The organism is Flavobacterium sp. CFS9, assembly GCF_041154745.1.
GTDB lineage: Bacteria > Bacteroidota > Bacteroidia > Flavobacteriales > Flavobacteriaceae > Flavobacterium.
Map to the genome: position 1 here is coordinate 2,447,379 of NZ_AP031573.1, position 22,351 is coordinate 2,469,729.

General features: G+C 36.2%; 21 protein-coding genes. 11 read left to right on the forward strand and 10 right to left on the reverse strand.

Translation table 11 applies throughout. The features are described from left to right. Window positions 1-171: 171 nt before the first annotated feature. From pbpC to ACAM30_RS10700, 3 genes are all read left to right on the forward strand, one after another. Window positions 172-2,547 (forward strand): penicillin-binding protein 1C, encoded by a 2,376-nt coding sequence (pbpC, locus tag ACAM30_RS10690; protein WP_369618477.1) that lies wholly within the window; start codon window positions 172-174, stop codon window positions 2,545-2,547. 114 nt (window positions 2,548-2,661) lie between these two features. Beyond that, window positions 2,662-2,886 carry a DUF2798 domain-containing protein gene (locus tag ACAM30_RS10695; RefSeq protein WP_369618478.1) on the forward strand — a complete coding sequence of 75 codons (225 nt, stop codon included), beginning with the start codon at window positions 2,662-2,664 and terminating at the stop codon, window positions 2,884-2,886. A 43-nt stretch (window positions 2,887-2,929) separates the two neighbouring features. Further along, window positions 2,930-3,502: a Crp/Fnr family transcriptional regulator gene (locus tag ACAM30_RS10700; RefSeq protein WP_369618479.1), complete on the forward strand. Its 573-nt coding sequence runs from the start codon at window positions 2,930-2,932 to the stop codon at window positions 3,500-3,502. Between the two features lie 116 nt (window positions 3,503-3,618). On the opposite strand, the gene ACAM30_RS10705 is transcribed toward ACAM30_RS10700, so the two are convergent. The 4 genes from ACAM30_RS10705 to ACAM30_RS10720 form a co-directional block, all read right to left on the reverse strand. Next, window positions 3,619-4,839, reverse strand: coding sequence for a type II toxin-antitoxin system HipA family toxin (locus ACAM30_RS10705; protein WP_369618480.1), 1,221 nt, complete (start codon window positions 4,837-4,839; stop codon window positions 3,619-3,621). 2 nt (window positions 4,840-4,841) lie between these two features. Continuing rightward, window positions 4,842-5,120: a helix-turn-helix domain-containing protein gene (locus ACAM30_RS10710; RefSeq protein WP_369618481.1), complete on the reverse strand. Its 279-nt coding sequence runs from the start codon at window positions 5,118-5,120 to the stop codon at window positions 4,842-4,844. A 175-nt stretch (window positions 5,121-5,295) separates the two neighbouring features. Beyond that, entirely contained in the window at window positions 5,296-6,840 is a 1,545-nt protein-coding gene (locus ACAM30_RS10715) for a ribonuclease E/G (protein WP_017497253.1), read from the reverse strand. Between the two features lie 382 nt (window positions 6,841-7,222). Continuing rightward, window positions 7,223-7,513, reverse strand: a complete 291-nt coding sequence (locus ACAM30_RS10720; RefSeq protein WP_007805026.1) for an HU family DNA-binding protein — start codon at window positions 7,511-7,513, stop codon at window positions 7,223-7,225. Window positions 7,514-7,653: 140 nt separating this feature from the next. Here ACAM30_RS10720 and mutY point away from each other — a divergent pair, with 140 nt between their 5' ends. The 4 genes from mutY to gldD are packed head-to-tail and all read left to right on the forward strand — an operon-like array spanning window position 7,654 to window position 11,060. Further along, window positions 7,654-8,700 carry an A/G-specific adenine glycosylase gene (gene mutY, locus ACAM30_RS10725; protein ID WP_369618482.1) on the forward strand — a complete coding sequence of 349 codons (1,047 nt, stop codon included), beginning with the start codon at window positions 7,654-7,656 and terminating at the stop codon, window positions 8,698-8,700. Window positions 8,701-8,737: 37 nt separating this feature from the next. After that, on the forward strand, window positions 8,738-9,178 hold the full coding sequence (locus ACAM30_RS10730) for a single-stranded DNA-binding protein (RefSeq protein WP_369618483.1): 441 nt from the start codon (window positions 8,738-8,740) through the stop codon (window positions 9,176-9,178). A gap of 23 nt (window positions 9,179-9,201) precedes the next feature. Then, on the forward strand, window positions 9,202-10,497 hold the full coding sequence (locus ACAM30_RS10735) for a gliding motility-associated protein GldE (protein WP_369618484.1): 1,296 nt from the start codon (window positions 9,202-9,204) through the stop codon (window positions 10,495-10,497). Window positions 10,498-10,499: 2 nt separating this feature from the next. Continuing rightward, window positions 10,500-11,060, forward strand: a complete 561-nt coding sequence (gldD, locus tag ACAM30_RS10740) for a gliding motility lipoprotein GldD (RefSeq protein ID WP_369618485.1) — start codon at window positions 10,500-10,502, stop codon at window positions 11,058-11,060. A 726-nt stretch (window positions 11,061-11,786) separates the two neighbouring features. On the opposite strand, the gene ACAM30_RS10745 is transcribed toward gldD, so the two are convergent. Both ACAM30_RS10745 and ACAM30_RS10750 read right to left on the reverse strand, forming a co-directional pair. Continuing rightward, the gene (locus ACAM30_RS10745) at window positions 11,787-12,248 is read right to left on the reverse strand and encodes a VOC family protein (protein ID WP_369618486.1); all 462 of its coding nucleotides are present in this window, start codon (window positions 12,246-12,248) and stop codon (window positions 11,787-11,789) included. 118 nt (window positions 12,249-12,366) lie between these two features. Then, window positions 12,367-12,744, reverse strand: a complete 378-nt coding sequence (locus ACAM30_RS10750) for a heavy-metal-associated domain-containing protein (RefSeq protein WP_369618487.1) — start codon at window positions 12,742-12,744, stop codon at window positions 12,367-12,369. A gap of 103 nt (window positions 12,745-12,847) precedes the next feature. Here ACAM30_RS10750 and ACAM30_RS10755 point away from each other — a divergent pair, with 103 nt between their 5' ends. Both ACAM30_RS10755 and ACAM30_RS10760 read left to right on the forward strand, forming a co-directional pair. Next, window positions 12,848-13,714 (forward strand): DMT family transporter, encoded by an 867-nt coding sequence (locus ACAM30_RS10755; protein WP_369618488.1) that lies wholly within the window; start codon window positions 12,848-12,850, stop codon window positions 13,712-13,714. Between the two features lie 799 nt (window positions 13,715-14,513). After that, window positions 14,514-14,747, forward strand: coding sequence for a hypothetical protein (locus ACAM30_RS10760; RefSeq protein WP_369618489.1), 234 nt, complete (start codon window positions 14,514-14,516; stop codon window positions 14,745-14,747). A 369-nt stretch (window positions 14,748-15,116) separates the two neighbouring features. Here ACAM30_RS10760 and ACAM30_RS10765 read toward each other — a convergent pair whose 3' ends face one another. Then, window positions 15,117-17,165 carry a M16 family metallopeptidase gene (locus ACAM30_RS10765; protein ID WP_369618490.1) on the reverse strand — a complete coding sequence of 683 codons (2,049 nt, stop codon included), beginning with the start codon at window positions 17,163-17,165 and terminating at the stop codon, window positions 15,117-15,119. 11 nt (window positions 17,166-17,176) lie between these two features. Beyond that, complete coding sequence (locus ACAM30_RS10770) at window positions 17,177-18,499, reverse strand: M16 family metallopeptidase (protein WP_369618491.1); 1,323 nt, start codon at window positions 18,497-18,499, stop codon at window positions 17,177-17,179. Window positions 18,500-18,773: 274 nt separating this feature from the next. Here ACAM30_RS10770 and rplU point away from each other — a divergent pair, with 274 nt between their 5' ends. Continuing rightward, on the forward strand, window positions 18,774-19,208 hold the full coding sequence (gene rplU / locus ACAM30_RS10775) for a 50S ribosomal protein L21 (RefSeq protein ID WP_070905843.1): 435 nt from the start codon (window positions 18,774-18,776) through the stop codon (window positions 19,206-19,208). Window positions 19,209-19,232: 24 nt separating this feature from the next. Further along, window positions 19,233-19,493, forward strand: a complete 261-nt coding sequence (rpmA, locus tag ACAM30_RS10780) for a 50S ribosomal protein L27 (RefSeq protein ID WP_017497241.1) — start codon at window positions 19,233-19,235, stop codon at window positions 19,491-19,493. Window positions 19,494-19,698: 205 nt separating this feature from the next. Here the strand turns inward: rpmA and ACAM30_RS10785 are convergent, their stop codons facing one another. Together ACAM30_RS10785 and ACAM30_RS10790 are read right to left on the reverse strand one after the other, a co-directional pair. Then, a complete protein-coding gene (locus ACAM30_RS10785) occupies window positions 19,699-21,363 on the reverse strand; it encodes a serine hydrolase domain-containing protein (protein WP_369618492.1) in 1,665 nt (554 codons plus the stop codon). A gap of 79 nt (window positions 21,364-21,442) precedes the next feature. Next, on the reverse strand, window positions 21,443-22,255 hold the full coding sequence (locus ACAM30_RS10790; RefSeq protein ID WP_369618493.1) for a helix-turn-helix domain-containing protein: 813 nt from the start codon (window positions 22,253-22,255) through the stop codon (window positions 21,443-21,445). Between the last annotated feature and the right edge of the window lie 96 nt (window positions 22,256-22,351).

Consider the following 22,351-nt stretch of genomic DNA (forward strand, 5'->3'; position numbering starts at 1 on the left):
TCACGAATCTAAATTATTATAAATTAATTCGTGAATTCGTGACAAAAAAATAAAGTTTCCCGCAGATATTGCAGATCAGGCAGATAAAATATAATCTGCTAAATTCGCTAAATCTGCGAGAAAAAAAATTAGCGCATAACTTAGCGCCTTTGCGGTTAAATAATAAAAAGATTGAAAAATAAATTAAAAGCGTTCCTTCAGCGCATTATAAACTGGATTAAAAAGAATAAAATAAAATCAGCAATTGCATTTGTGCTCTTGCTGATTTATTATTTCTCCATTCCCCGAACATTGTTTAAAGAGCCGTATTCAACGGTTATTGAAAGCAAGGAAGGAGAACTGCTGGGAGCCAAAATCGCTCCTGACGGACAATGGCGTTTTCCGGCACAGGACAGTGTTCCCGATAAATTCAAGAAATGTATCGTTTATTTTGAAGACGAGTATTTCTATAAACACCCCGGTTTTAACCCGGTTGCGATGGTAAATGCTATCAAACAAAACAGAAAAGCAGGGAAAGTAGTCCGCGGAGGAAGTACATTGACACAACAAGTGATCCGATTGTCCCGAAAAGGAAAGGGAAGAACCTATTTTGAAAAATTGATCGAAATGATTCTTGCTACACGATTGGAACTGGGCTATTCTAAGAATGAAATTCTCGAATTGTATGCGGCTCATGCCCCATTTGGAGGAAATGTTGTAGGACTCGAGATGGCTTCGTGGCGTTATTTTGGCGTGCAGTCGAATCAATTGTCATGGGCTGAAAATGCTACATTGGCCGTTTTACCCAATGCACCGAGTCTGATCTATCCCGGAAAAAATCAAATCAAATTATTAAACAAGCGAAACCGACTCCTCCTCAAACTGCATAAAGAAGGTGTAATCGACCGGCAGACGTATGAACTTGCTATTGAAGAACCTTTGCCTCAAAAGCCATATGATTTGCCGCAAATAGCGCCGCATTTATTGCAAAGAGCTGCTAAAGATCAGGAAGGGACACGAGTAAAGACAACAATCGATTATGCATTGCAAAACAGAGTCAATCAAATTGCGAGATATTATTACAATCAATACAGGCAGAACGAAGTACACAATCTGGCGATTCTGGTCATTGATGTTTCCAATCGAAATGTAATCAGCTACGTTGGGAATGCTCCAACCGATAAAGATCATCAAAAGGACGTTGACATTATCGATGCGCCCAGAAGTACAGGAAGTATTCTGAAACCTCTTTTGTACGCCGGAATGCTTGACGATGGGGAGTTATTGCCAAATACTTTGGTTGCCGATATTCCAACACAGATTGCCGGATATACTCCGCAGAATTTTAATCTGACTTTTGACGGAGCAGTTCCGGCACACCGGGCTTTAGCGCGTTCTCTGAATATCCCGTCGGTTCTGATGCTGCAGGAGTTTGGCGTGAATAAATTTTATGAGGAATTGCAGAAGTTTAAATTGAAGGACATCAATAAAACACCTGATCATTACGGATTGTCACTTATTTTAGGAGGCGCCGAAAGTAATTTGTGGGATTTATGCAGAACTTACGCGAATTTGTCTTCCACATTAAATTATTATGTTAAGAATCAGGCAAAATACCGAACGAATGAATTCACAGATTTAAATTATAAAAACGATTTTGAACCCGATTTTGGCTCCGAAAGTGATCAGAAGAACATCTTGGGTGCCGGATCAATTTGGGCGGCTTATAATGCCATGGAAGAAGTTAACAGGCCCGAAGGAGATGAGGCTTGGAAATTTTATGACAGCTCTCTTAAAATTGCCTGGAAAACCGGAACCAGTTTTGGTAATCGTGATGCCTGGGCAATTGGTACAAATTCAAGATATGTAGTGGGAATCTGGGTTGGGAATGCAACAGGTGAGGGCAGGCCAACCTTAACCGGAGTTACAAGTGCCGCGCCAATTTTATTTGATGTTTTTAATTTGCTGCCAAGACAAAGATGGTTTCAAACACCTTATAAAGATTTAGCAGAGGTTGAGGTATGTCGTTTAAGTGGTTATTTAGCCAAAGATGGCTGTCCGAAAATAAAACAATGGGTTCCCAAAAAAGGAAAATCGACCAGTGTTTGTCCGTATCATAAAACCGTTCATCTGGATATAACCGGACAATTTCAGGTAAACAGCAGTTGTGAGAGTATTGATAATATTGTGACTAAAAACTGGTTTGTTTTGCCTCCGGTTATGGCATGGTATTACAAAAGCCAGCACATTGAATATTTGCCTTTGCCTCCGTTTAAAGAAGGCTGTGAGGGTACGCAAACCACGACTATGGATTTTATTTATCCCAAAACTAATGGTAAAATTTATTTAACCAAAGATTTTAATAGCAAAGTGCAGCCCGTGATTTTAAAAGTAGCTTATTCTGAAAGAGAGAAAGAGCTTTTTTGGTACGTGGATGATGTTTACAAAGCCACCACAAAAACTTTTCACGAATTGCCGGTTACGCCAACTTCGGGAACGCATTACATCACAGTAGTAGATGCTTCTGGTAATGAAATCAGACGAAAAATTGAAATTGTCAGGGAATAAGATTTTTATAAAGAATCTAATTGCGGCTGGAAAAGTGTTTTTTGATTTATATCAAGATTTTTACTTTTGGGTTTATACACCTTTGTGTTCGATTAATATTAAATAAATTTTAAAATGAACAAAAAGTATTTTAAGTACATCAACACATTGTTTGTTGTGATTCCAATGACATTAATTATGGCATTTGTAGGTTTAATGCGGAATTATGGATTTGGTGAAGATTGGTTTTTAAAGTTTTTGAAAGCCTGGAGTGTAATGCTACCGGTTGCCTATATTGCAGCCTTTGTTATTATTCCAAACGCCAGAAAACTGGCAGAAAAGACAACTGCAGGATCTTAATCTGCAGTATGTTTTTAGGTTTACAATTAGAAGAAATTAAGAAATGAAAGAACAGCTCGCAAATTATATCAAAAGTATTATTACGGTTACCGAGGAAGAGTTGGTCGTAATTCTTTCTTATTTTAAATCTTTAACCGCAAAAAAGAATGAACCGTTAGTGGTTCATGGGCAAACCAACCAACGAAGTTTTTTTGTTGGTTCTGGTTGTTTGCGAATCTATTTTATTACAGAAGACGGACAGGAAGCAACGAGATATCTCGCGTTCGAGAATAATTTTGCGACTGCATTGTGCAGTTTTATTTCAAACGAGCCGTCTTTAGAATTTATTCAGGCCTTAGAAACTACAGAACTGCTATACATTTCGAGTAGCGATTTTTATCATCTGTTGGAAGTTATTCCGGCTTGGGAGAAGTTTTATCGCCATTATTTAGAAAAAGCGTATGTAAACAATACCAACAGGCTTATGTCTTTCCTGACTCTTGATGCAACAGAAAGATACAAACAGCTGATGAGTATAAATCCCCAAATTATTCAGCGTTTACCCAATCGGATAGTAGCCACTTACCTGAATATTTCACAGGAAACATTAAGCAGACTAAAATCTAATCGTTACTAAATTTTTACAAGATTATTGTGTGTGCGTGCCCGGCTGAGCGAAGTCGAAGCCCTTTTTTGATGAGAAAGTCTTCGACTTCGCTCAGATGGACATTCGATTTTTTTCGAAAAATGGGATTAAATTAATAAATTGCTTTTTATTAGTTTAACAGAGGTTCTGCTGATATCTAAAGAACAAGCAGTTTTTTCGAACATACTTAAGGATTGACTTACTTCTTCAAAAATTTGATTGGCATTTTTAACACCAAAATGTTTCGCTAATTCATGTAGCTGCTTTAGTCCGGGGTTTTTACTTTCTCCGGCTACAGTTGTACTATGAAGTCCGTACAAAGAATTAGAAAAAGTCAGATCATAAGCAGGTGAAAATTTCCAATCTCCGTTTTTATTCATCAGAAAAGAGAAATTTTTACTATGATCGTCCCTGTTATGTGCTAAAACATTAAAAGCAGCCAGTCGTAATACTTTGGCATAGGCATTAAAGTCTTTTTCTAGTATAAATGCGCAATCCATTAAATGTCCGTAATCTAAAGCGCTCATTCTGTAGTTGTCATGTAATAATCCTGACGCAGAGTGAAGGTGGATTTTTTCATTCTTTATTCTGTCAAAACGCTTACAGCCAAAAAAATAATTACCTTTTTTACTTTTGAATAAACGAAATTCGTTGACTTCAATTCCTGCATTTTGCGCCATTTTATTGTATGCGTATTCAATTAATGCGATGTCAGGCAAATCATTAGAAGAAGGAAATTTAATGATCCAATGTTCGAAATCATCCGGTAAATCAGATTTTCCATAAAATAATTGTTCCGTTTTGGAATTGAAGCCGACTAAGATTTTGGGTCTCGCTCCACCGGAAGAGCCTCCAAGTTGAAACAATTCGTCTATTATTTCCTCAGAAGTTCCGTTTAAAATAGTTGTTATTTCATCTGAAATATGATCTAAATCAATATTGTTTGAAAGACCGTTTGTATTTTTATGTTCAGGTTCATAAGAAATAGCTCCAATACTATTATTATCTATAAAAGTTAATCGGTCTAATGCCGTTATATTATTTAAGCTGATTCCTGCAGAGAGTAATTTCCTGTCAAGCAGCAATCTCCCCCATCTATCAGGAAGAGAATCAGAGAAAACACCAAAAAGCCCGTCAAAATGAAGTTCATTCGGAGTGAGAATTTCTCGGGATAATTTCATTTTAAAAGGTGAGATTTCTAAACCGCTTTCTATAAAATCGGGATGATATTTGAAATAGATTTTATTTTTATTTTGCACTAAATCACCTATTTCTGTTTTATTGCTTCCAAGATTTAAAAAAGCTTTTACTTTTGAAGTGTTTTCCATAATTACAGTTTAAATAATTTTTCAATTTCTTTTAAATCTGCATCAATTTTAAATATAGAATTGAAATCCTCTAAGCGATCAAAGAGATGAGCAAGTTTTAATAGAGATTCTAATGAGATTTGTCCGGTTTGCTCGAAACGTTTGATGCTTCCCAAGGAAACCCCTGATTTATTGGCTAATTCAGATTGTGCTATTTTTTTGCTTTTTCTGAATTTTTTGAATCGCCCGGCTAATTCACTTTGAACCTGACTAGGTATTTTATTGATGGAATAATTTTTCATTTAGGATAAAATATTAGCTAAATATACAAAAAATATACAATAATGGATAATATATTATCTATTATTTGTTTGGAGGCGTATTTAGGATGTCATATTTGTTTAATTAGGCTTATAGTTATAGGTTGATTAAATGCACAAAAAAACCGCCAGTCTTTCGAAAGGCGGTTTTTGTTTTTTATTCTGAAATAACATTTCCTTTTTTATCATAGAAATGGTATTCTAAGTACGTGTAAGCGTCACGAGGTATGATTTTCACCCATTTCTTATGTTCAAAAAACCATTTTGAACGTAATGATGGAAAACCTTTACTGAGGTATGCAGCCACAAACGGATGTACATTAAGCACAACTTTTTTGTGGGTTTTTAGAATTCTATCTAAATCAGATGAGATTTTATCAATGATTAAAATTGGCGCTTCAATTTCGCCATGTTCATTGTTTGGATCTTCTTCTCTGGTTTTAATATTAACTTCTGGTCTTACGCGTTGTCTGGTAATCTGAACTAAGCCAAATTTACTAGGCGGTAAGATTTTATGCTTTGCTTTATCGTCGCTCATTTCTTCTCGCAAGAAGTCGAACAAAACCTTCCTGTTTTCTGGATTAGACATATCGATAAAATCAACTACGATTATTCCGCCCATATCACGCAAACGAAGCTGTCTGGCAATTTCGGCAGCGGCAATCATATTTACTTCCATGGCAGTGTCTTCCTGGTTGGTTGCTTTATTCGAACGATTTCCGCTGTTTACGTCTATAACGTGAAGAGCTTCAGTGTGTTCGATGATAAGATAAGCACCTTTACTCATGGAGACGGTTCTTCCAAATGAAGTTTTGATTTGTCTCTCTATATTGTATTTCTCAAAAATTGGAGTGTCATTTGATTGATAAAACTTAACAATCGATTGTTTTGAAGGTGCAATTTCTTGCAGATATTCCTTCGTTTGATGGTACAACTCTTCATCATCTATTTGAATACCACTAAAGGTATCGTTGAAAACGTCTCTCAATATGGAAGAAGCTCTGTTGAGTTCTCCTAATACTTTTGAGGGATGATGAGCAGTTGGTAATTTTTTACACATTGCAGTCCATCTGCCAAGCAGGTTCTGCAAATCTTTTTCTAATTCGGCTACGTTTTTGCCTTCGGCTACTGTACGAACAATAACACCAAATCCTTTAGGTTTGATCGATAGAACAAGTTTTTTTAGACGATCCTTTTCCTTTTTGTCCTCTATTTTTTGAGAAATAGAAACACGGTCGGAAAACGGAACGAGAACAATAAATCTTCCTGCCAGTGAAAGCTCAGCGCTTATCCTTGGACCTTTGGTCGATATAGGTTCTTTTACAACTTGAACTAAAACAGATTGATTGGCACTTAAAATATCAGTAATGATGCCATCTTTGTCAATCTCTTTTTCAAACTGAAAGGTTTTTAGGGAGAAATCTTTTATTTTACCTGCGCTTACAAGTTTTATGAATTTCAGTTGGGAAGCTAAGTTTGGACCTAAGTCGTGATAATGTAAAAAAGCGTCTTTTTCGAAGCCTACATTTACAAAAGCAGCATTAAGTCCGGCAACTGGTTTTCTGATTTTGGCAATAAAAATATCACCAACCTGAAAGTTGCTTTTCTCTTCTTCTTTGTGTAATTCAATTAGTTTTCCATCTTTTAATAAGGCAAAATCTACGGCTTCAGAACTAGATCTAATGATTAATTCTTTATTCACACTGTAAATTTTTATCCGTGAATTGGTTGTCGGTTGTTTGTTGATAGTTGTTGGTAAAAGAACCAAAAACCAAAAACCAAAACCATCAACTTCTACAAGGATGGATTAAACAATATTTTTAACAGGTATTAACCCGGGGAGTTTAGATTTTTGGATTATTCGATTGTTGGATTTTTAGAAATCTAATAATCTAACTAGCGATCTTATAATCTAATCTCAATTTCAATGAACGTTTAAAAAGAAAAAAGTAGTTTAAAACTACTTTTTCTTTTTGTGACGGTTAGCTCTCGCTCTTTTTTTACGTTTGTGAGTAGCTACCTTATGTCTCTTTCTTTTTTTACCACTTGGCATATCGTGTCGATTTTATAATTAATTAATAGTATTACTTTGCTTCGTTATTTGTTTTTACTCCTTCTACAAAAACTTTTGCAGGTTTAAACGCAGGAATATTGTGTGCTGGAATTTTGATAGTGGTGTTCTTAGAAATGTTTCTACCAGTTTTTTCAGCTCTTGTTTTTACAATAAAACTTCCAAAACCTCTTAAGTAAACATTGTCTCCAGTTTCTAGTGAAGTTTTAACTTCTTCCATAAAAGTTTCAACTGTTGCTTGAACATCTCCTTTTTCAAGACCTAGTTTCTCCGAAATTTTCGCTACGATATCTGCTTTCGTCATTTTCTTTCCTATTTTATTTTATAAATGGTGTACTATTTTTTTGAGTTTGCAAATATAGGAATTAAAAAAATAATTAATCAAGCTAAATCGTTAAATTTTAATTACATAAACATTTACTTTTGTATTCTAAGTATTTTGCAATGAATTTTTCTAACGTGTTGATAAAATGGTATTTACAAAACAAACGTGATTTGCCATGGCGTAAAACGACCAATCCATACCATATTTGGCTCTCAGAAATTATGCTGCAACAGACTCGAGTTGCGCAAGGAACCCCCTATTTTTTTGCTTTTACGAAGGAATTTCCTACTGTATTTGATTTGGCAAATGCTTCAGAAGAGCAGGTTTTGAAACTTTGGCAGGGATTAGGTTATTATTCACGTGCCCGAAATCTGCATAAAACAGCTCAGTATGTCGCCAATGAACTCAACGGTGTTTTTCCTCCTAACTATAAAGAGCTTTTAAAATTAAAAGGTGTTGGAGAATACACAGCTGCGGCAATTGCTTCTTTTTCTTATAACGAAGCTGTTCCTGTAGTGGACGGAAATGTATTCAGAGTGTTATCTCGTTATTTTGATGTTGAATCAGATATTGCTTCGCCTGCAACTAAAAAAGAGTTTGCAGAACTGGCTTACGAATTGATGCCAAAGGACAATCCTGCTATTTTTAATCAGGCGATAATGGAGTTCGGAGCTTTACAATGCGTGCCTAAAAGTCCTGATTGCACAGTTTGTGACTTTAATGATAGCTGTGCAGCATTACAAAAGAAAAAGGTAGCTGTTTTGCCGGTTAAGTCTAAGAAAGTTAAGGTAACTAACCGTTTCTTTAATTACCTTATTGTAGAAGATGCTTTAGGGAATACGCTGCTTCAAAAAAGAACAGCAAAAGGAATCTGGCACAATCTCTATGAATTTCCACTTTTTGAAACGGATGAAATCGTAGATTTTGACGTGGTTTCGAAAGCAGTTACAGATACTGTTTTTTCTTCGTATACAATTATAGGTATAGAGGGTTATACAGAAAGTACTGTTATTCACAAACTTTCGCACCAACATCTGCACATACAGTTCTGGAAGGTTAAAATTGAGGGTTTAATAAAAAAAGGCCTGAAATCCAGTGAATTAGGTGTTTTTCCTTTTCCAATTGTGATTCATAATTTTCTGGAAAAGCAGGAAATAATTTGCTAAAAAAATGTATCTTTGGTATAAATACCACTAATAAACTATGAACGGAACATTAAATAAAGTGATGTTAATCGGCCATTTAGGCGATGATGTAAAAATGCATTATTTTGAGGGAGGAAACTGCATTGGGCGTTTTCAATTGGCGACAAACGAAGTCTATATCAATAAAACGACCAATGAAAAAATAACTTCAACCGAATGGCACAATTTAGTTGTGCGTAATAAAGCGGCCGAAATTTGCGAGAAATATTTGTCGAAAGGAGACAAGATATTTATTGAGGGACGTATAAAATCACGTCAATGGCAAGCCGAAGACGGTACCACAAAATATACCACCGAAATTCAGGTGACTGAGTTTACTTTCTTGAATACCAAAAAAGAAACCGGAAATCATAAACCGAATACGGACAGTGAGTCGCCAAAAAACACTAACTTTGACGCAGCAAATGAAGGCTTACCTATAAATGATCTGCCTTTTTGAATGTATAACTAATTCTTTTTAATTTGGACCCGGAGCCCAGTTTGTTTCTTAATACGACAGTAGACATCAATTTGATAATTGGCTTTGTCGGAATATTTGTTTTGCTGTTTTTATCAGCGATAGTTTCAGGTGCCGAAGTGGCACTTTTCTCTTTGTCTCAAAAAGATATTGACGACACCTTGCAGGAGAATCATTCAAAAGGGAAAATTATTTCCGGGCTTTTAGATCGACCGAAGAAACTTCTGGCGACCTTATTAGTTGCCAACAATCTTTTTAATATTACAATAGTTATTTTGTTTTCCTTTACTGGACGGAATATTTTTGGAGCGATAGAGTCTCCGGCTCTTAAGTTTATTCTCGAGATTGTTCTGGTTGCTTCTCTGATCTTGTTGTTTGGAGATGTGCTTCCTAAAGTTTATGCCAGCCGTAATAATGTAAAATTTGCGAAACGAACCGCCTATCCATTGGCTGTATTGGATAAATTGCTCACGCCAATCAGTTTGCCGATGCGAAGTGTTACCCTATATTTGCATCATAAATTAGGGAAACAGAAGAATAGTTTCTCCGTAAATCAGCTTTCGCAAGCCTTGGAACTGACAGATTCAGAAGGTACGTCAACAGAAGAGCAAAAAATACTGGAAGGGATCGTATCTTTTGGTAATACTGATACCAGGCAGGTAATGAGCCCGAGAATTGATATTTTTGCTTTAGAAATGTCAGAACCTTTTTCCGGGATTTGTCCTAAAATAATAGAAAAAGGTTTTTCGAGAATTCCGGTGTATCGCGACAATATAGACCAGATAGAAGGCGTTTTGTTTGTCAAGGATTTGTTGCCGCATATTGATAAGGAAGAATTTGACTGGACCTCTTTAATTAGAAAAGCATTTTTTGTTCCTGAGAACAAGAAGCTGGATAATTTGCTGAAGGATTTTCAGAGCCTTAAAAGCCATTTGGCGATAGTAGTGGATGAATATGGCGGAACATCGGGATTAGTTTCTCTGGAAGACGTTATTGAAGAGATAGTAGGGGATATTAGTGATGAGTTTGACGATGAGAATCTGAATTTCTCCCAAATTGATGAAAAGAATTTTCTTTTTGAAGGAAAAATTAATCTCAAGGATTTTTACAGAATTGTAGAGGTTAACGAAGAAATTTTTGAATCTCACAAAGGTGAAGCCGAGACATTGGCCGGATTCATTTTAGAGATTTTGGGTAATTTCCCTAAAAAAGACCAAAAAGTAGCTTTTGAAAACTGTGTTTTTACTATAGAAACAGTGGATAAGAAGCGTATAAAACAAATAAAAGTAACAATAGATTAAGAATGCTAAAAAAGATCCTTTCACTAGCAACCATTTTACTGGCATTGACTGTTTTAAGTTGTAAAGATGATGTAGTGCCAAAACCTGCCGGTTTCCTTCGTTTGGACTATCCCGAGGCTCAATATGTAGGTTTTGAAAACAATTGCCCTTTTACTTTTGAAATGAATGAAGCGGCCGTAATCAAAGGAGAGAAAAATTGCGGATTTGCGATTACCTATCCAAAAATGAAAGCCACAATTTATCTCACCTATAAACCGGTACATGGTGATATTGAGAAATTGCTCAAAGATGCTCAAAAGTTAACCTATGAACACGTTATTAAAGCAGACGATATCTTAGAACAGCCGTATTTAAACCCTCAAAAAAAGGTTTACGGAATGTTTTACCGTGTAGACGGAAATGCTGCTACAAATTCACAATTTTATGTTACAGACAGCACAAAACACTTTATAACAGGATCGGTTTATTTTTATGCGAAGCCTAATTTCGATTCGGTTATGCCGGCAGCAAGTTATATCAGAAATGATATGCAAAGGCTGATGGAAACGTTGAAGTGGAAATAAACAATATACTAGATTTTACAATGCCCTCAAAAAGTTAGATACTATTTGAGGGCATTTTTTTTTAAGGTTTTTAAGGAATCAAATTATGGATCAATTCGAGAGCCTGAAAGGAACAAGTATTAACCGTAAATATTGAAATCCATCGCTCTGAAAGAGCCTTAGCAATAGCATAGCGCAACGCGCTATGAAATAAATTAAAGGCAAGTATTGCCCTGAAGGGGGCAAAAGCAGACTAGCAAGATATTGATCTCGATTTTTATTATTTGTAATTTAGAAATCATTTGCTGGCGAAGTCTCGCTCTGAAAGAGCCTTAGCAATAGCATAGCGCAACGCGCTATGAAATAAATTAAAGGCAAGTATTGCCCTGAAGGGGCAAAAGCAGACTAGCAAGATATTGATCTCGATTTTTATTATTTGTAATTTAGGAATCATTTGCTGGCGAAGTCTCGCTCTGAAAGAGCCTTAGCAATAGCATAGCGCAGCGCACTATGAAATAGATTAAAGGTAAGTATTGCCCTGAAGGGGCAAAAGCAGACTAGCAAGATATTGATCTCGATTTTTATTATTTGTAATTTAGGAATCATTTGCTGGCGAAGTCTCGCTCTGAAAGAGCCTTAGCAATAGCATAGCGCAGCGCACTATGAAATAGATTAAAGGTAAGTATTGCCCTGAAGGGGCAAAAGCAGATTTACACGATATGGATCCAGAATTTTATTTTCCACAACTCAGGAAGCTGAAAAAGCATCATTCATAAATTGTTGAAGTCCTGCCTCTTCAAGGATTTCAATTGAGAATTCTCCAAAACGTTTCGGAAGCCATATAATTCTAACACCACTTGGAGTGTTAAGGCTTTCTCGTGATAAGGCATTTCCATTTTCATCCTCTGGCTGCACCCCTGAATTTACCAATTCATCAAAAGCAGCTTCGATGTCGGGAGTTGAATAGCAGTGACGATAAATCATTCCTTCGCCTTTCGTATCCAACAGATTTTTTAGATTTCCGGAAAATGGCTGAACCAGCATAAATCGTTCTTCGCCAATTCTTACGACGGCATATACAACATGCAGCTCATCTCTCTCCCAGGTGAATGTTTTTGAGATTTCTGCTCCAAGGATTTTTGCATAATAGTCGCATGCCGATTGAAGATCGTTAACTAAGATGTCTATGTGGCTAAATTTAAGGTTCATTGTTTTTTACGGCTGTAATGAAGATGATTCATAAAAAAAACAGCAGCAAGCCTGAGTTTACTACTGTTTAAAGATTTATTTGTTTGTCAATTTTTTTTAGAACTGAACAATTTTTGAGTTACGATTTAACGTCTAAAACTTTATAGGTTTTTCCGTCTCCGGTTGCCTGAACTGTTTTAGTTATATTTTCCTGGTTTTGAACTGTTTTGTCAAATACAACAGTAGCTGTTTTTTTCTCAAAATCAACCGTTGCTTTTTCTACACCGTCCAAATTTGACAATTCTTTTTCGATTGTTTTAGCACATCCCATGGCGCAAGTCATTCCTTCGATTTTAAAACTTGAAGTCTGCACATTTTCAGCAGCAATTGCTTTGTGTTCTTTTGGAGCCGATTCTATATTTTTGATGTTAGCCAGATTTTTATCTTCTTCTTTTTTGCAGCTTACCAGTACTAGTCCTGCAATTGCAATCGAAGCTATGATTCTTGTAAATTTCATATTTTTAAGATTTTAATTTGCGAAAAAATGTTCTTTGCAAAATTAGTAAAAAGGAAGAGGTCAATTCGTAAAATTATTACAAATTTGCACTAAAATACGTTTTATGGATGCAAAACAATTAAAGTGGGCCTATTTATTGGTGCTTTCACTAATCTGGGGAAGTTCTTTTATCCTTATCAAAAGAGGTTTGGTTGGACTCACAGCAGTTCAGGTAGGTTCGTTCCGGATTATTTTTGCAGCTTTATTTTTGTTGATTGTTGGTTTTAGAAGTTTGAAGAAGATTTCTCGCCGTCAATGGAAATTTGTCGCCATAACGTCATTCTTCGGAACCTTTATACCGGCATTTCTTTTTGCCATTGCCGAAACGGAAGTAGACAGTTCAATTGTAGCGATAATGAACTCGCTTACCCCTTTGAATACCTTAGTTTTGGGGATACTTATTTTCGGAATTCAATTTCAAAAAAGACAGGTTTTAGGAGTTTTTATAGGTTTAGTAGGATGTTTACTGCTGGTTTTAAGTGGAGCATCTTCGCACCCCGGGCAAAATTACTATTATGTGATTCTGGTGGTTATTGCGACACTTAGTTATGCCATAAATGTCAATCTGATTAAAAAATATTTGTCCGATTTAAATTCACTCAGCATTACAACCGGAAATTTTGCGGTATTGCTTTTACCGGCTTTGCTTATTCTGAGCACGACCGATTTCTCTCAAAGAATAAACCTTGAAGTTACACAGCATTCTATTTTGTTTGTCATGATTTTAGGGGTTCTTGGAACCGGAATCGCCAATGTTTTGTTCTTTAAATTAATCCAAATTTCATCGCCTGTATTTGCAACTTCGGTAACCTATTTAATGCCGATTGTGGCATTTTTCTGGGGACTTTTGGATAACGAAATGCTTACGCCAATTCAGTTTTTTGGTGCTTTTATTATTTTGATTGGGGTATATTTATCGGCTAAGAAGTGATCTTAGAGGTGAGATGTGATTAGTGAGATGTAAAATGTTGTTTGTAAAAGGTTAGATGTGATTGATTTTATGCAAATGTTACCCTGAGCGAAGTCGAAGGGTGTTTCAATTGGAACGGGGGCTTCGACTTCGCTCAGCCGGACAAAGCTTTGTCTTGACTCAGTTTGAGAAAGCTTCGACTTCGCCCAGCCGGACATTGATTTATTGTAAAGTTGTCATTTCGACGAAGGAGAAATCTTCGCGAGTAACTCTGCAAAGATTGGCGACATTCTGCATGGAGTTTTCAGTGCGATTTGCTTCGCCTGTTCGCTATCGTTCGAGTCTCCCTTCGGTCGAAAGGACATACGGTTTTTGATTAAGTTTTCTTTCAGGAGCTAATCCCGCTATTCGTTACAATCTTTTGTGGCGAACCCCGCCACAAAAGGATTTCCACTTCTATCGGGGCTAGGGCAATTATTTTCATGTGAATATTTTTGTTAAGTTTGTCTTTTTGAAGCTGGAGAGACATCGAAAAAACTTATATCCGTATGGTATGCCGGTGGTATTGGGAACAACCGCAACGCGTTCTTAACTGCGTAGGACAGCTAAGTCATACGGATTACTATTTATTTTTTAAAGAAAATTCGTACTTATTTAATTAGATTTAGGTATATTTGAATTCCTAACTGTTCTAATTATGATTTACGAAAAAACTTTGCCCGTACAATATGGTGGCGATATTGGAAACAATCGCAACGCTTTGAACAGCGTAGGACACCTAAAATGTGCGGGCTTTCTAACTTCCTAACTGTTCTAAATTATGAGTACAAACACCCTTTCGAAAGAAACAGAATTGAAATTGATTGATTTTTTCAATAAGTCAGTTGATCCTGAATTTATGGCAAAGACCATTCGAAAAGTAAATTATTTGCTTGCCTTAAGTATGATGAGAGAATGTGAAACCTTTGAGAAAGACAAAATAAGTCTTGAAAACGGCTTTTACTGGCTGAATGAATTAGCAGAAATTTTAAATCCGTATCTGGAAACTGAATGATTAAAATAAGAAAGGCTGTCGTAACTGACAGCCTTCTTTTTGTTTTGTTTTGTTTTGTTTTGTTTTGTCGCCCTGAGCGGAGTCGAAGGGCGCACCAATTGGAACGGGGGGCTTCGACTTCGCTCAGCCGGACAAAGGCTTGTTTTAACTCAGTCGGACAAAGCTTTGACTTCGTGCGGACTGACAAAGGCTTGTCCCAAAGTTGTCATTTCGACGGAGGAGAAATCTTCGTAAGTAACTCCGTAACGAGAATCTAAAGAAAACGATTGTAGCTCAGCCTGTCAAAAAAGAAAAGGCTTAGCCAAAGTTTTAAACTTTGACTAAGCCTCAAAAAATCTTAGTGCCTCAGCGCCTTAGTATCTTAGCACCTTATAGGAAATCTGCCTCAGAAACTCCTTCGTTAATCTTAATGTCAGACATTTTAATATCTAATTCAAAACCTACATTTTGAACGATATTGAAAGGGATTTTAACGCCTTTTACGTCTTTGTAATCGTTGAAGTTGGTAATTTGTGTTGTTGATTTTCCGCCTTGTTCACGAACTTTTGATTCGGCGAGTTTCAATCCTGATGCAACGTCGTAGAAATACGTTGTTTTACCGTCTTTGATAGCGTAGGCATCTTTACCATTTATTGGTTCGATACTTTCTACTTTTAAGTCGGTTCTTTTTACAAGTTGTAGTTCTTCAAACGGAGCAGCGCTGGCTTTCATTTCGGCAAGATCGTTTCCTTCAAGGTTTTTGCGTTGTCCTTGTTGTTCGATATAAGCGCCTTTATCGTTTACAACCTGTTTCATTAAATTCATTGGTCCCATCGCAAGAGATACCATCATTTTTCCTTTTGAATCTAATTTAGAAGTAAAAGTTAATGGAGAAGGAGCCTGTGGAATAGTAGTAGATCCTGTCATCGAAAGTGTTTTTACAGTAGTCACTACTTTTTCTCCACCAATTGCTTTAAGGTAGTTTTCGAAAACAGTTTTAGCAGTAACTCCGGCAGGAACTTCTTTTTTAGTTACCGGTTTTTCAACGGGATTTCCGTATTTGTCGAAATAGAAAATCGGAATTTGAAGTTTCTCTAAACCTGTTAGTACATCAGATCCTTTTCCGGCAATTACGATTCGCATGTTGTCCAGCATGAAATATTTGTTGGCAACACGGTAAATATCATCGGCAGTAACGCTGTTGATGGTTTGAATGTATTTTTCGTAGAAATCGGCAGGAAGTTTTTCTGTCTCAATGTTTAAAGCAAATCGTGCAACGGTTTGTGGTTTTTCAACCTGCATTACAAAACGTCCAATATATCCTGCTTTTACATTTTTTAAAATATCTTCAGAAACTTTTTCAGTTCTGATTCTTTTAATTTCTTTTATGAATTCAACCACCGCACTATCGGTAACTGTATTTCTAACGGCAGAAGAAGCTTTGAATTTGGTTACATATTTTCCTCCATCAATAGTTGATCTTGCACCATACGTCCAACCGTGTTTTTCACGTAAATTCATGTTCAGATAACTGTTGAAATCACCACCTAAAATTTGATTTGCAATTACAGCAGGGAAGAAATCCGGGTCGCTCATTCTTAAATTTACAGTATTTACCAATGATATCTCAGATTGAACTGCATTTGGAACGTCAACAAAATCAATTTGAAGTTTGGCCGCATTTTCGGGATTTGGATACGTATTTTTTGGTGTAGCCTGCTTTTTCCATCCGCTAAAAAGTTTTTCTACAGCGGCTTTCGTTTCTTTAAATTTAACATCTCCTATGATTACCAAATAAGCATTTTCAGGAACAAAATAGGTAGCGTAATTAGACTGAACATCAGCAAGAGTAACGTTTTTCACTGTTCCTTCTGAAAGATATTCTCCGGATGGGTGGTTTTTTCCAAAGGCTAAAACGTCAACCACTCTGCTGGCAATTGCCGGAACGCTTTTTTCGTCGGCTTTAAGTCCTTCGATTAATTTTGCTTTTTCTTTATCAAATTCTGCCTGAGTAAAGTTAGGTTGTAAAGCTCCTTCGGCTAAAAGTTCCAGAACACGTCCTGAATATTTGGAAAGTGAACTTCCGGAAGCCCCTGAAGAAGAAAAATTAATATTTGCTCCGTAAAAGTCGATCTCTTCGTTAAAAGCTTCTTTCGTTATTTTTTTAGTTCCGTTACCAATTAAGGCGCTTGTCAGTTCGTCACCCCCTTTTTTGTTTCCTTCTGCAAAAGGAGCGTTGTCAAGGGTTAATGTAAAGCTTACTCTTGGTAATTTATGATTTTCAACTACCAAAACTTTCATCCCGTTGGTCAAAACAAAAGTTTGTGGCTTTTTGATGTTGACTACAGGAGAGTTGCCTGGTTTTGGTTGTGGACGGTCTTGTGCTTGCATAATTCCAGTTAGGAATAAAAGGATTAAAAATGTATGTATTTTTTTCATGGTTCGATGACTTAGTTTTGAGCTTTAGTTGAAGGGATATAGTCTAAAATTAAACGCTGATTAGGGTTTAGGTATTTTTTTGCTACTTCTCTGATCTCTTCTCTGGTGATAGAGTGATAAAGGTCGATTTCGGTATTAATCAGGTTTACATCTCCGTAAAGCAGGTAAAAAGAAGCCAGGTTTTCTGCAATTCCTTCTACCGTTGAATTGGCATTCACAAAATTATTATCGAATTTGTTTTGTAATTTTTGATAGTCTTTTTCAGAAATTAAGTCTGTTTGAATTTTTACAATTTCTTCGTCCATTTCTTTTAAGATGTCGGCTGTTGTATGAGGAGCCATTGGCAAGCCGTATAAAATGTACATTCCGTAATCTTCTTGACTAAATCCTACCGCTCCGATCTGAAGCGCCATTTTCTTGTCGTCAACGATTTTTTTGTACAGTTTTGAGCTTTTTCCATCACTTAAATAAGAAGAAATCAAATCTAAAACTCTTGCATCTCTGGTTTTCATCGATGGTGTTCTGTACGAAGCAACTACCATTGGAATCTGGATATTTGGATCTTCGTAAGTTGCTTTTATCGTCTGATTGATTGGTTCCTCAATAAAAGTTTGTTTTTTTACTTCTTCTCCTTTTGGGATTGGAGCGAAGTATTTCTGAATCCATTCTTTCGTTTTGGCTTTGTCAAAATCACCTGCCACTACTAAAACAGCATTGTTCGGGGTGTAGAATTTTTTATTAAAAGCCTGAAATTCTTCCAAAGTTGCAGCATCCAGATCTTTCATAGAACCGATAGTGGTCCAGCGGTACGGATGTTTTTTGAACATGTTTTCTTTTACAACCGACAAAATATTTCCGTAAGGCTGATTGTCATAACGTAATCTTTTTTCTTCCTTAACGACTTCGTTTTGGGTGTCAACTCCAATTTTATTGATAATCGGATGCATTAATCTTTCCGATTCCATCCATAAACCAAGTTCTAAGTTGTTTGAAGGTAAAACTTCGTAGTAATATGTTCTGTCATCAGTAGTGTTGGCGTTGTTTACACCTCCATTAGCTGTAACGATTTTCATCCATTCTCCGCGTTTGATATTTTTAGTTCCTTCAAATAATAAATGTTCAAAGAAATGCGCAAAACCCGTTCGATCCGGACGTTCGTCTTTTGATCCTACATGGTACATAACCGAGGTAATCACAACCGGAGCTGAAGGATCATTGTGTAAAATGACGTGCATACCGTTGTCTAAATTGTATTCTTCAAAAGCTACCTTTTGAGCATGAGCCACTCCGCCGAGCATTAGTGCCGCACTTAACATAATGATTGAATTTTTCATAGAGATTAATAAATTTATATTTACCTAAATAAATAGGTAGTCAAGAGTTGATTATCGTTACACCAAAAATAGTTTATTTTAATCAGCATTTAGGAATGAGAGGTTAAAATGATTAAATTTTAACAGTCTTTTACTTCTAAAATGATTTGTTGGAGTAATGAAATGCCCTGAAAAACAGTTGTAAAGCCTAAATAAATATTTTTGAAGTAAGGGATTGCACAGTAAATTATTAGTTGTATATTTGCAACCTTAAAAATCAATAAATCAATTTGGTATGTATGCAATCGTAGAGATAGCAGGGCAACAATTTAAAGTAAGCAAAGACTTAAAGGTTTATGTTCACCGTTTGGCTAACGAAGAAGGTTCAAAAGTTTCTTTTGACAAAGTTCTTTTATTAGACGATAACGGAAATGTAACTTTAGGCGCCCCAGCTATAGAAGGTGCTTCAGTAGAAGCTAAAGTGTTACAACACTTAAAAGGAGACAAAGTTATCGTTTTCAAAAAGAAAAGAAGAAAAGGATACAAAAAGAGAAATGGTCACAGACAATATCTTACTCAAATTGTAATTGAAGGTATTACTGCAGCTGGTGGAACTAAAAAAGCAGCAGCTAAAAAAGCGGTTGTAGCTGAAGAAGTATCTGCTGAAGCAGAAGCTCCAAAAGCAAAAAAAGCAGCTCCAAAAGCAAAAAAAGAAGCTACTAAAGAATAATAACAATATTTAAACTCATACGTCATGGCTCACAAGAAAGGTGTCGGTAGTTCGAAGAATGGTAGAGAATCAGAATCAAAACGTCTAGGCGTTAAGATTTTTGGTGGTCAAGCTGCTATTGCTGGGAACATCATCGTTAGACAAAGAGGTTCTAAACACAATCCAGGTGAAAATGTTTACATCAGTAAAGATCACACACTACACGCAAGAGTAGCAGGAGTTGTTAAGTTCCAAAAGAAAAAAGATAACAAATCTTATGTATCTATCCTTCCATTCGAAGCATAATCATTAGATTACTTATTACAAAAACCCGTTCATTTTTGATGAACGGGTTTTTTTGTGGGATGATGGAAAGTTAAGTTTCATGTTTCAGGTTTCAGGTTTCAGTCTGACCTCAATTTATATTGATATCACGATGTCAGGCTGAGCGAAGTCGAAGCCTCTCGCTCGGCCTGACTCTGGCTTTGTCTTTTAAGGTAATTACTTTTGTTTATTTGATAATTGCCGGCAAAATATAATCCTGTACAATGGTATTAGCCTGTGCGTGTCCATAAGGCTTGTTATACGCTTTTGAAGTAATAATAACGACAAGTGGAATATTTTTAAAAATCATAAACTCATTGCCTCCATTTCCGGCACAATAGTAGGTTTCGTAAGAAGTGTTTTTGAAAGTAAAAGTTTTATTCCAGAACAAGTAACCGTAGAATTCATTTTGTCTTTCCGGAATTTGAATCTGGTGTGATAGTGTTTTTTGAACCCAATCAGTGGTCAAAATTTGTTTGCCGTTCCAGAGGCCGTTATTTTGATACAATTGTGCATATTTTGCATAATCCAGAGAAGTCATTTGAAGGCTTCCTGCAGTATTGGCTACTTTCTGAGGAGTATATTGCCATTGGTAATGAGTAATGTTTAAAGGCTTAAAAAGCTTTTCATCGGCATATTTTTCTAATCCGTCCGGAACAGATTTATGGATTATGTCGCCTAATAAAACTGTACCGGCAGTAAAATAATCCCATTGATCGCCATTGGTTTTAGATTTGTCCATAGGTAAATCTAAAGTGAATTTCACCCAATTATCGGTAGGATACATATTTTCTTCGTTCCCGGGAGAATCACTGTTTTGATCAGAACCTTCAAAAGCAGAGCTCATGGTGAGTAAGTCTTTTATTTTTACAGCGTCTTTTTTAGGGTCGTAATTGGCAAAACCTTTTAAATCATAGAATTGATCTAATGTCTGATTTTCGTTTTTAAGATAACCGTCGTTTATGGCAATTCCGGCTAAAGTTGATGCAAAAGATTTTCCTGCCGATCGGGTGTCGTGCAGTGTGCTTCGGTTAGAATCATTAAAATATTCCTCAAGCAGTAGTTTCTTGTCGTAGATGACCACTACGCTTGTGATCTCCTTCAAATTGTAGCTGGTGATAGCAGCGTTAAGTTTTTCAATTTTCTTCTTATCAAAAGCAAAATTCGAAATTTCCCAGCCACTGTTAGGTTGGATAGGCTGCACTTCGATTTGTTTGGCGGTTAATTTCGGAGCTTTTAAGATGAGCTGAACTTCTCCTTTCGCAATTAAATCACCTGTTTTGATCTCATGGTTTATATCGGATTTAAGGTAAGGACGAATTTCTATTTTTAGTTTGTGTTTGCCGTTGGTTAGTGCTTTTTCTCCGCCATTCAATTTGAATCTTTCCCATAGATAAATAGACCACCAATCTTCTTTTTTCGTGCTGGTTAAAGGAACCCTAAAAGTTGTTGAAGTGTTTTTACTGCCTGCTGATCCAAAACTGCATCCGTAGTTAAGGTTTTCGGTGTAGATGAGTTTGCTGTCAATGTAAAAAGTAAACTGAAGATTGCCTGTGGCCAAGAGTTTATCGGCATCTAGTTCCGGATTCAACTGATGCAGGTAATTGATAACGGAGTTGTTCATGAAAACCCTGATATTCAAATCGGATTTATAGATTAGTTCGAAAGATTTCAGAAGATCAGATTCTTTATACTGGTCCAAAGGAATGTTGCCTTTCATAAAAGTAACCTTACCGATGTTGTTTCTATGTATTTCGGTGGTGATTTCGTCGGGTTTGACCAGATCGTTGTTTTGTGCTGAAATTATGCCATTGCAAAATAGCAGAACAAGTAAAAAAAAGTGTTTTGTCATTTGATTGATTGATTTTAAGATTGAAAGGCAAAGTTATGCCACAATACATTCTAAAAATTGTACAGGATTAACATCTGACTTATTTTTTGAACAGTATTTTTTTGTGTTCAGAAGGGGTCAGACCGTTTATTTCTCTGAAGGATCGGGTCAGATGACTTTGGTCAGAGAAGCCGCATTCGTATGCAATTTCGGTTAGAGATTTGCTTTGAAGAGCAATGAGCGAGAGTGCTTTTTCTACTTTTAATTTTCTCATGTACTCTCCCAGATTGCAATGAAAATACTTTGAAAAATCTCTTGACAGATGAATAGGGTGGATGCCTAACGTTTTAGATAAATAATCAAGTGTAATGGTTTCGGTAAGCTGATCGTGAAGGATTTCATCAATCATTGTAACCCATTTGGGATTTTTATGTTTTATAGATTCGAAATCGCCATTTAGTTTGGATAAGATTTCAATTAACAGTGTTTGGGTAGAAAGATCAAAATGAAAATCGTCAACCTTGGTTGTTCTGAAAATTTTATACATCAAAAGTTTGATGTCGGGGTTTAGGACAGTTGTGCTACCTTGTAGGTTGTTGCTGTTCAGAGTAAGATCATCAAACCATTTTTTTTCAACTTCAAGATGAAAACCTCTGGTGAAGCCTTCCGGTTTGATGTTGTAGTGTGCTTCCTGCCAGTTATGAAACAGGAGACTTCCGGGGGAGCAATTGTAGACTTCTTTTTTGTTTCCTTCAATTACATTGCCTTGCAGAATAAAGGTGAAGTAGGCATGCTCATGATAATGCCAGTCTACTGTAGGATGTGTGTATACGGTATCAGTCAACGTTATTCCTTCAAGAGAAATCGTTTTGTTAGTCTGGCCGTAAAACTCTCCTTTTTTAGATTGTTTCATGATTACGCTGCATTGCTGTTCAAAACTAAAAATATAATTTGATTAAACAGGTTCTTGAATAAAAAAAACCTGCTCATAATGAACAGGTTTTCTGAT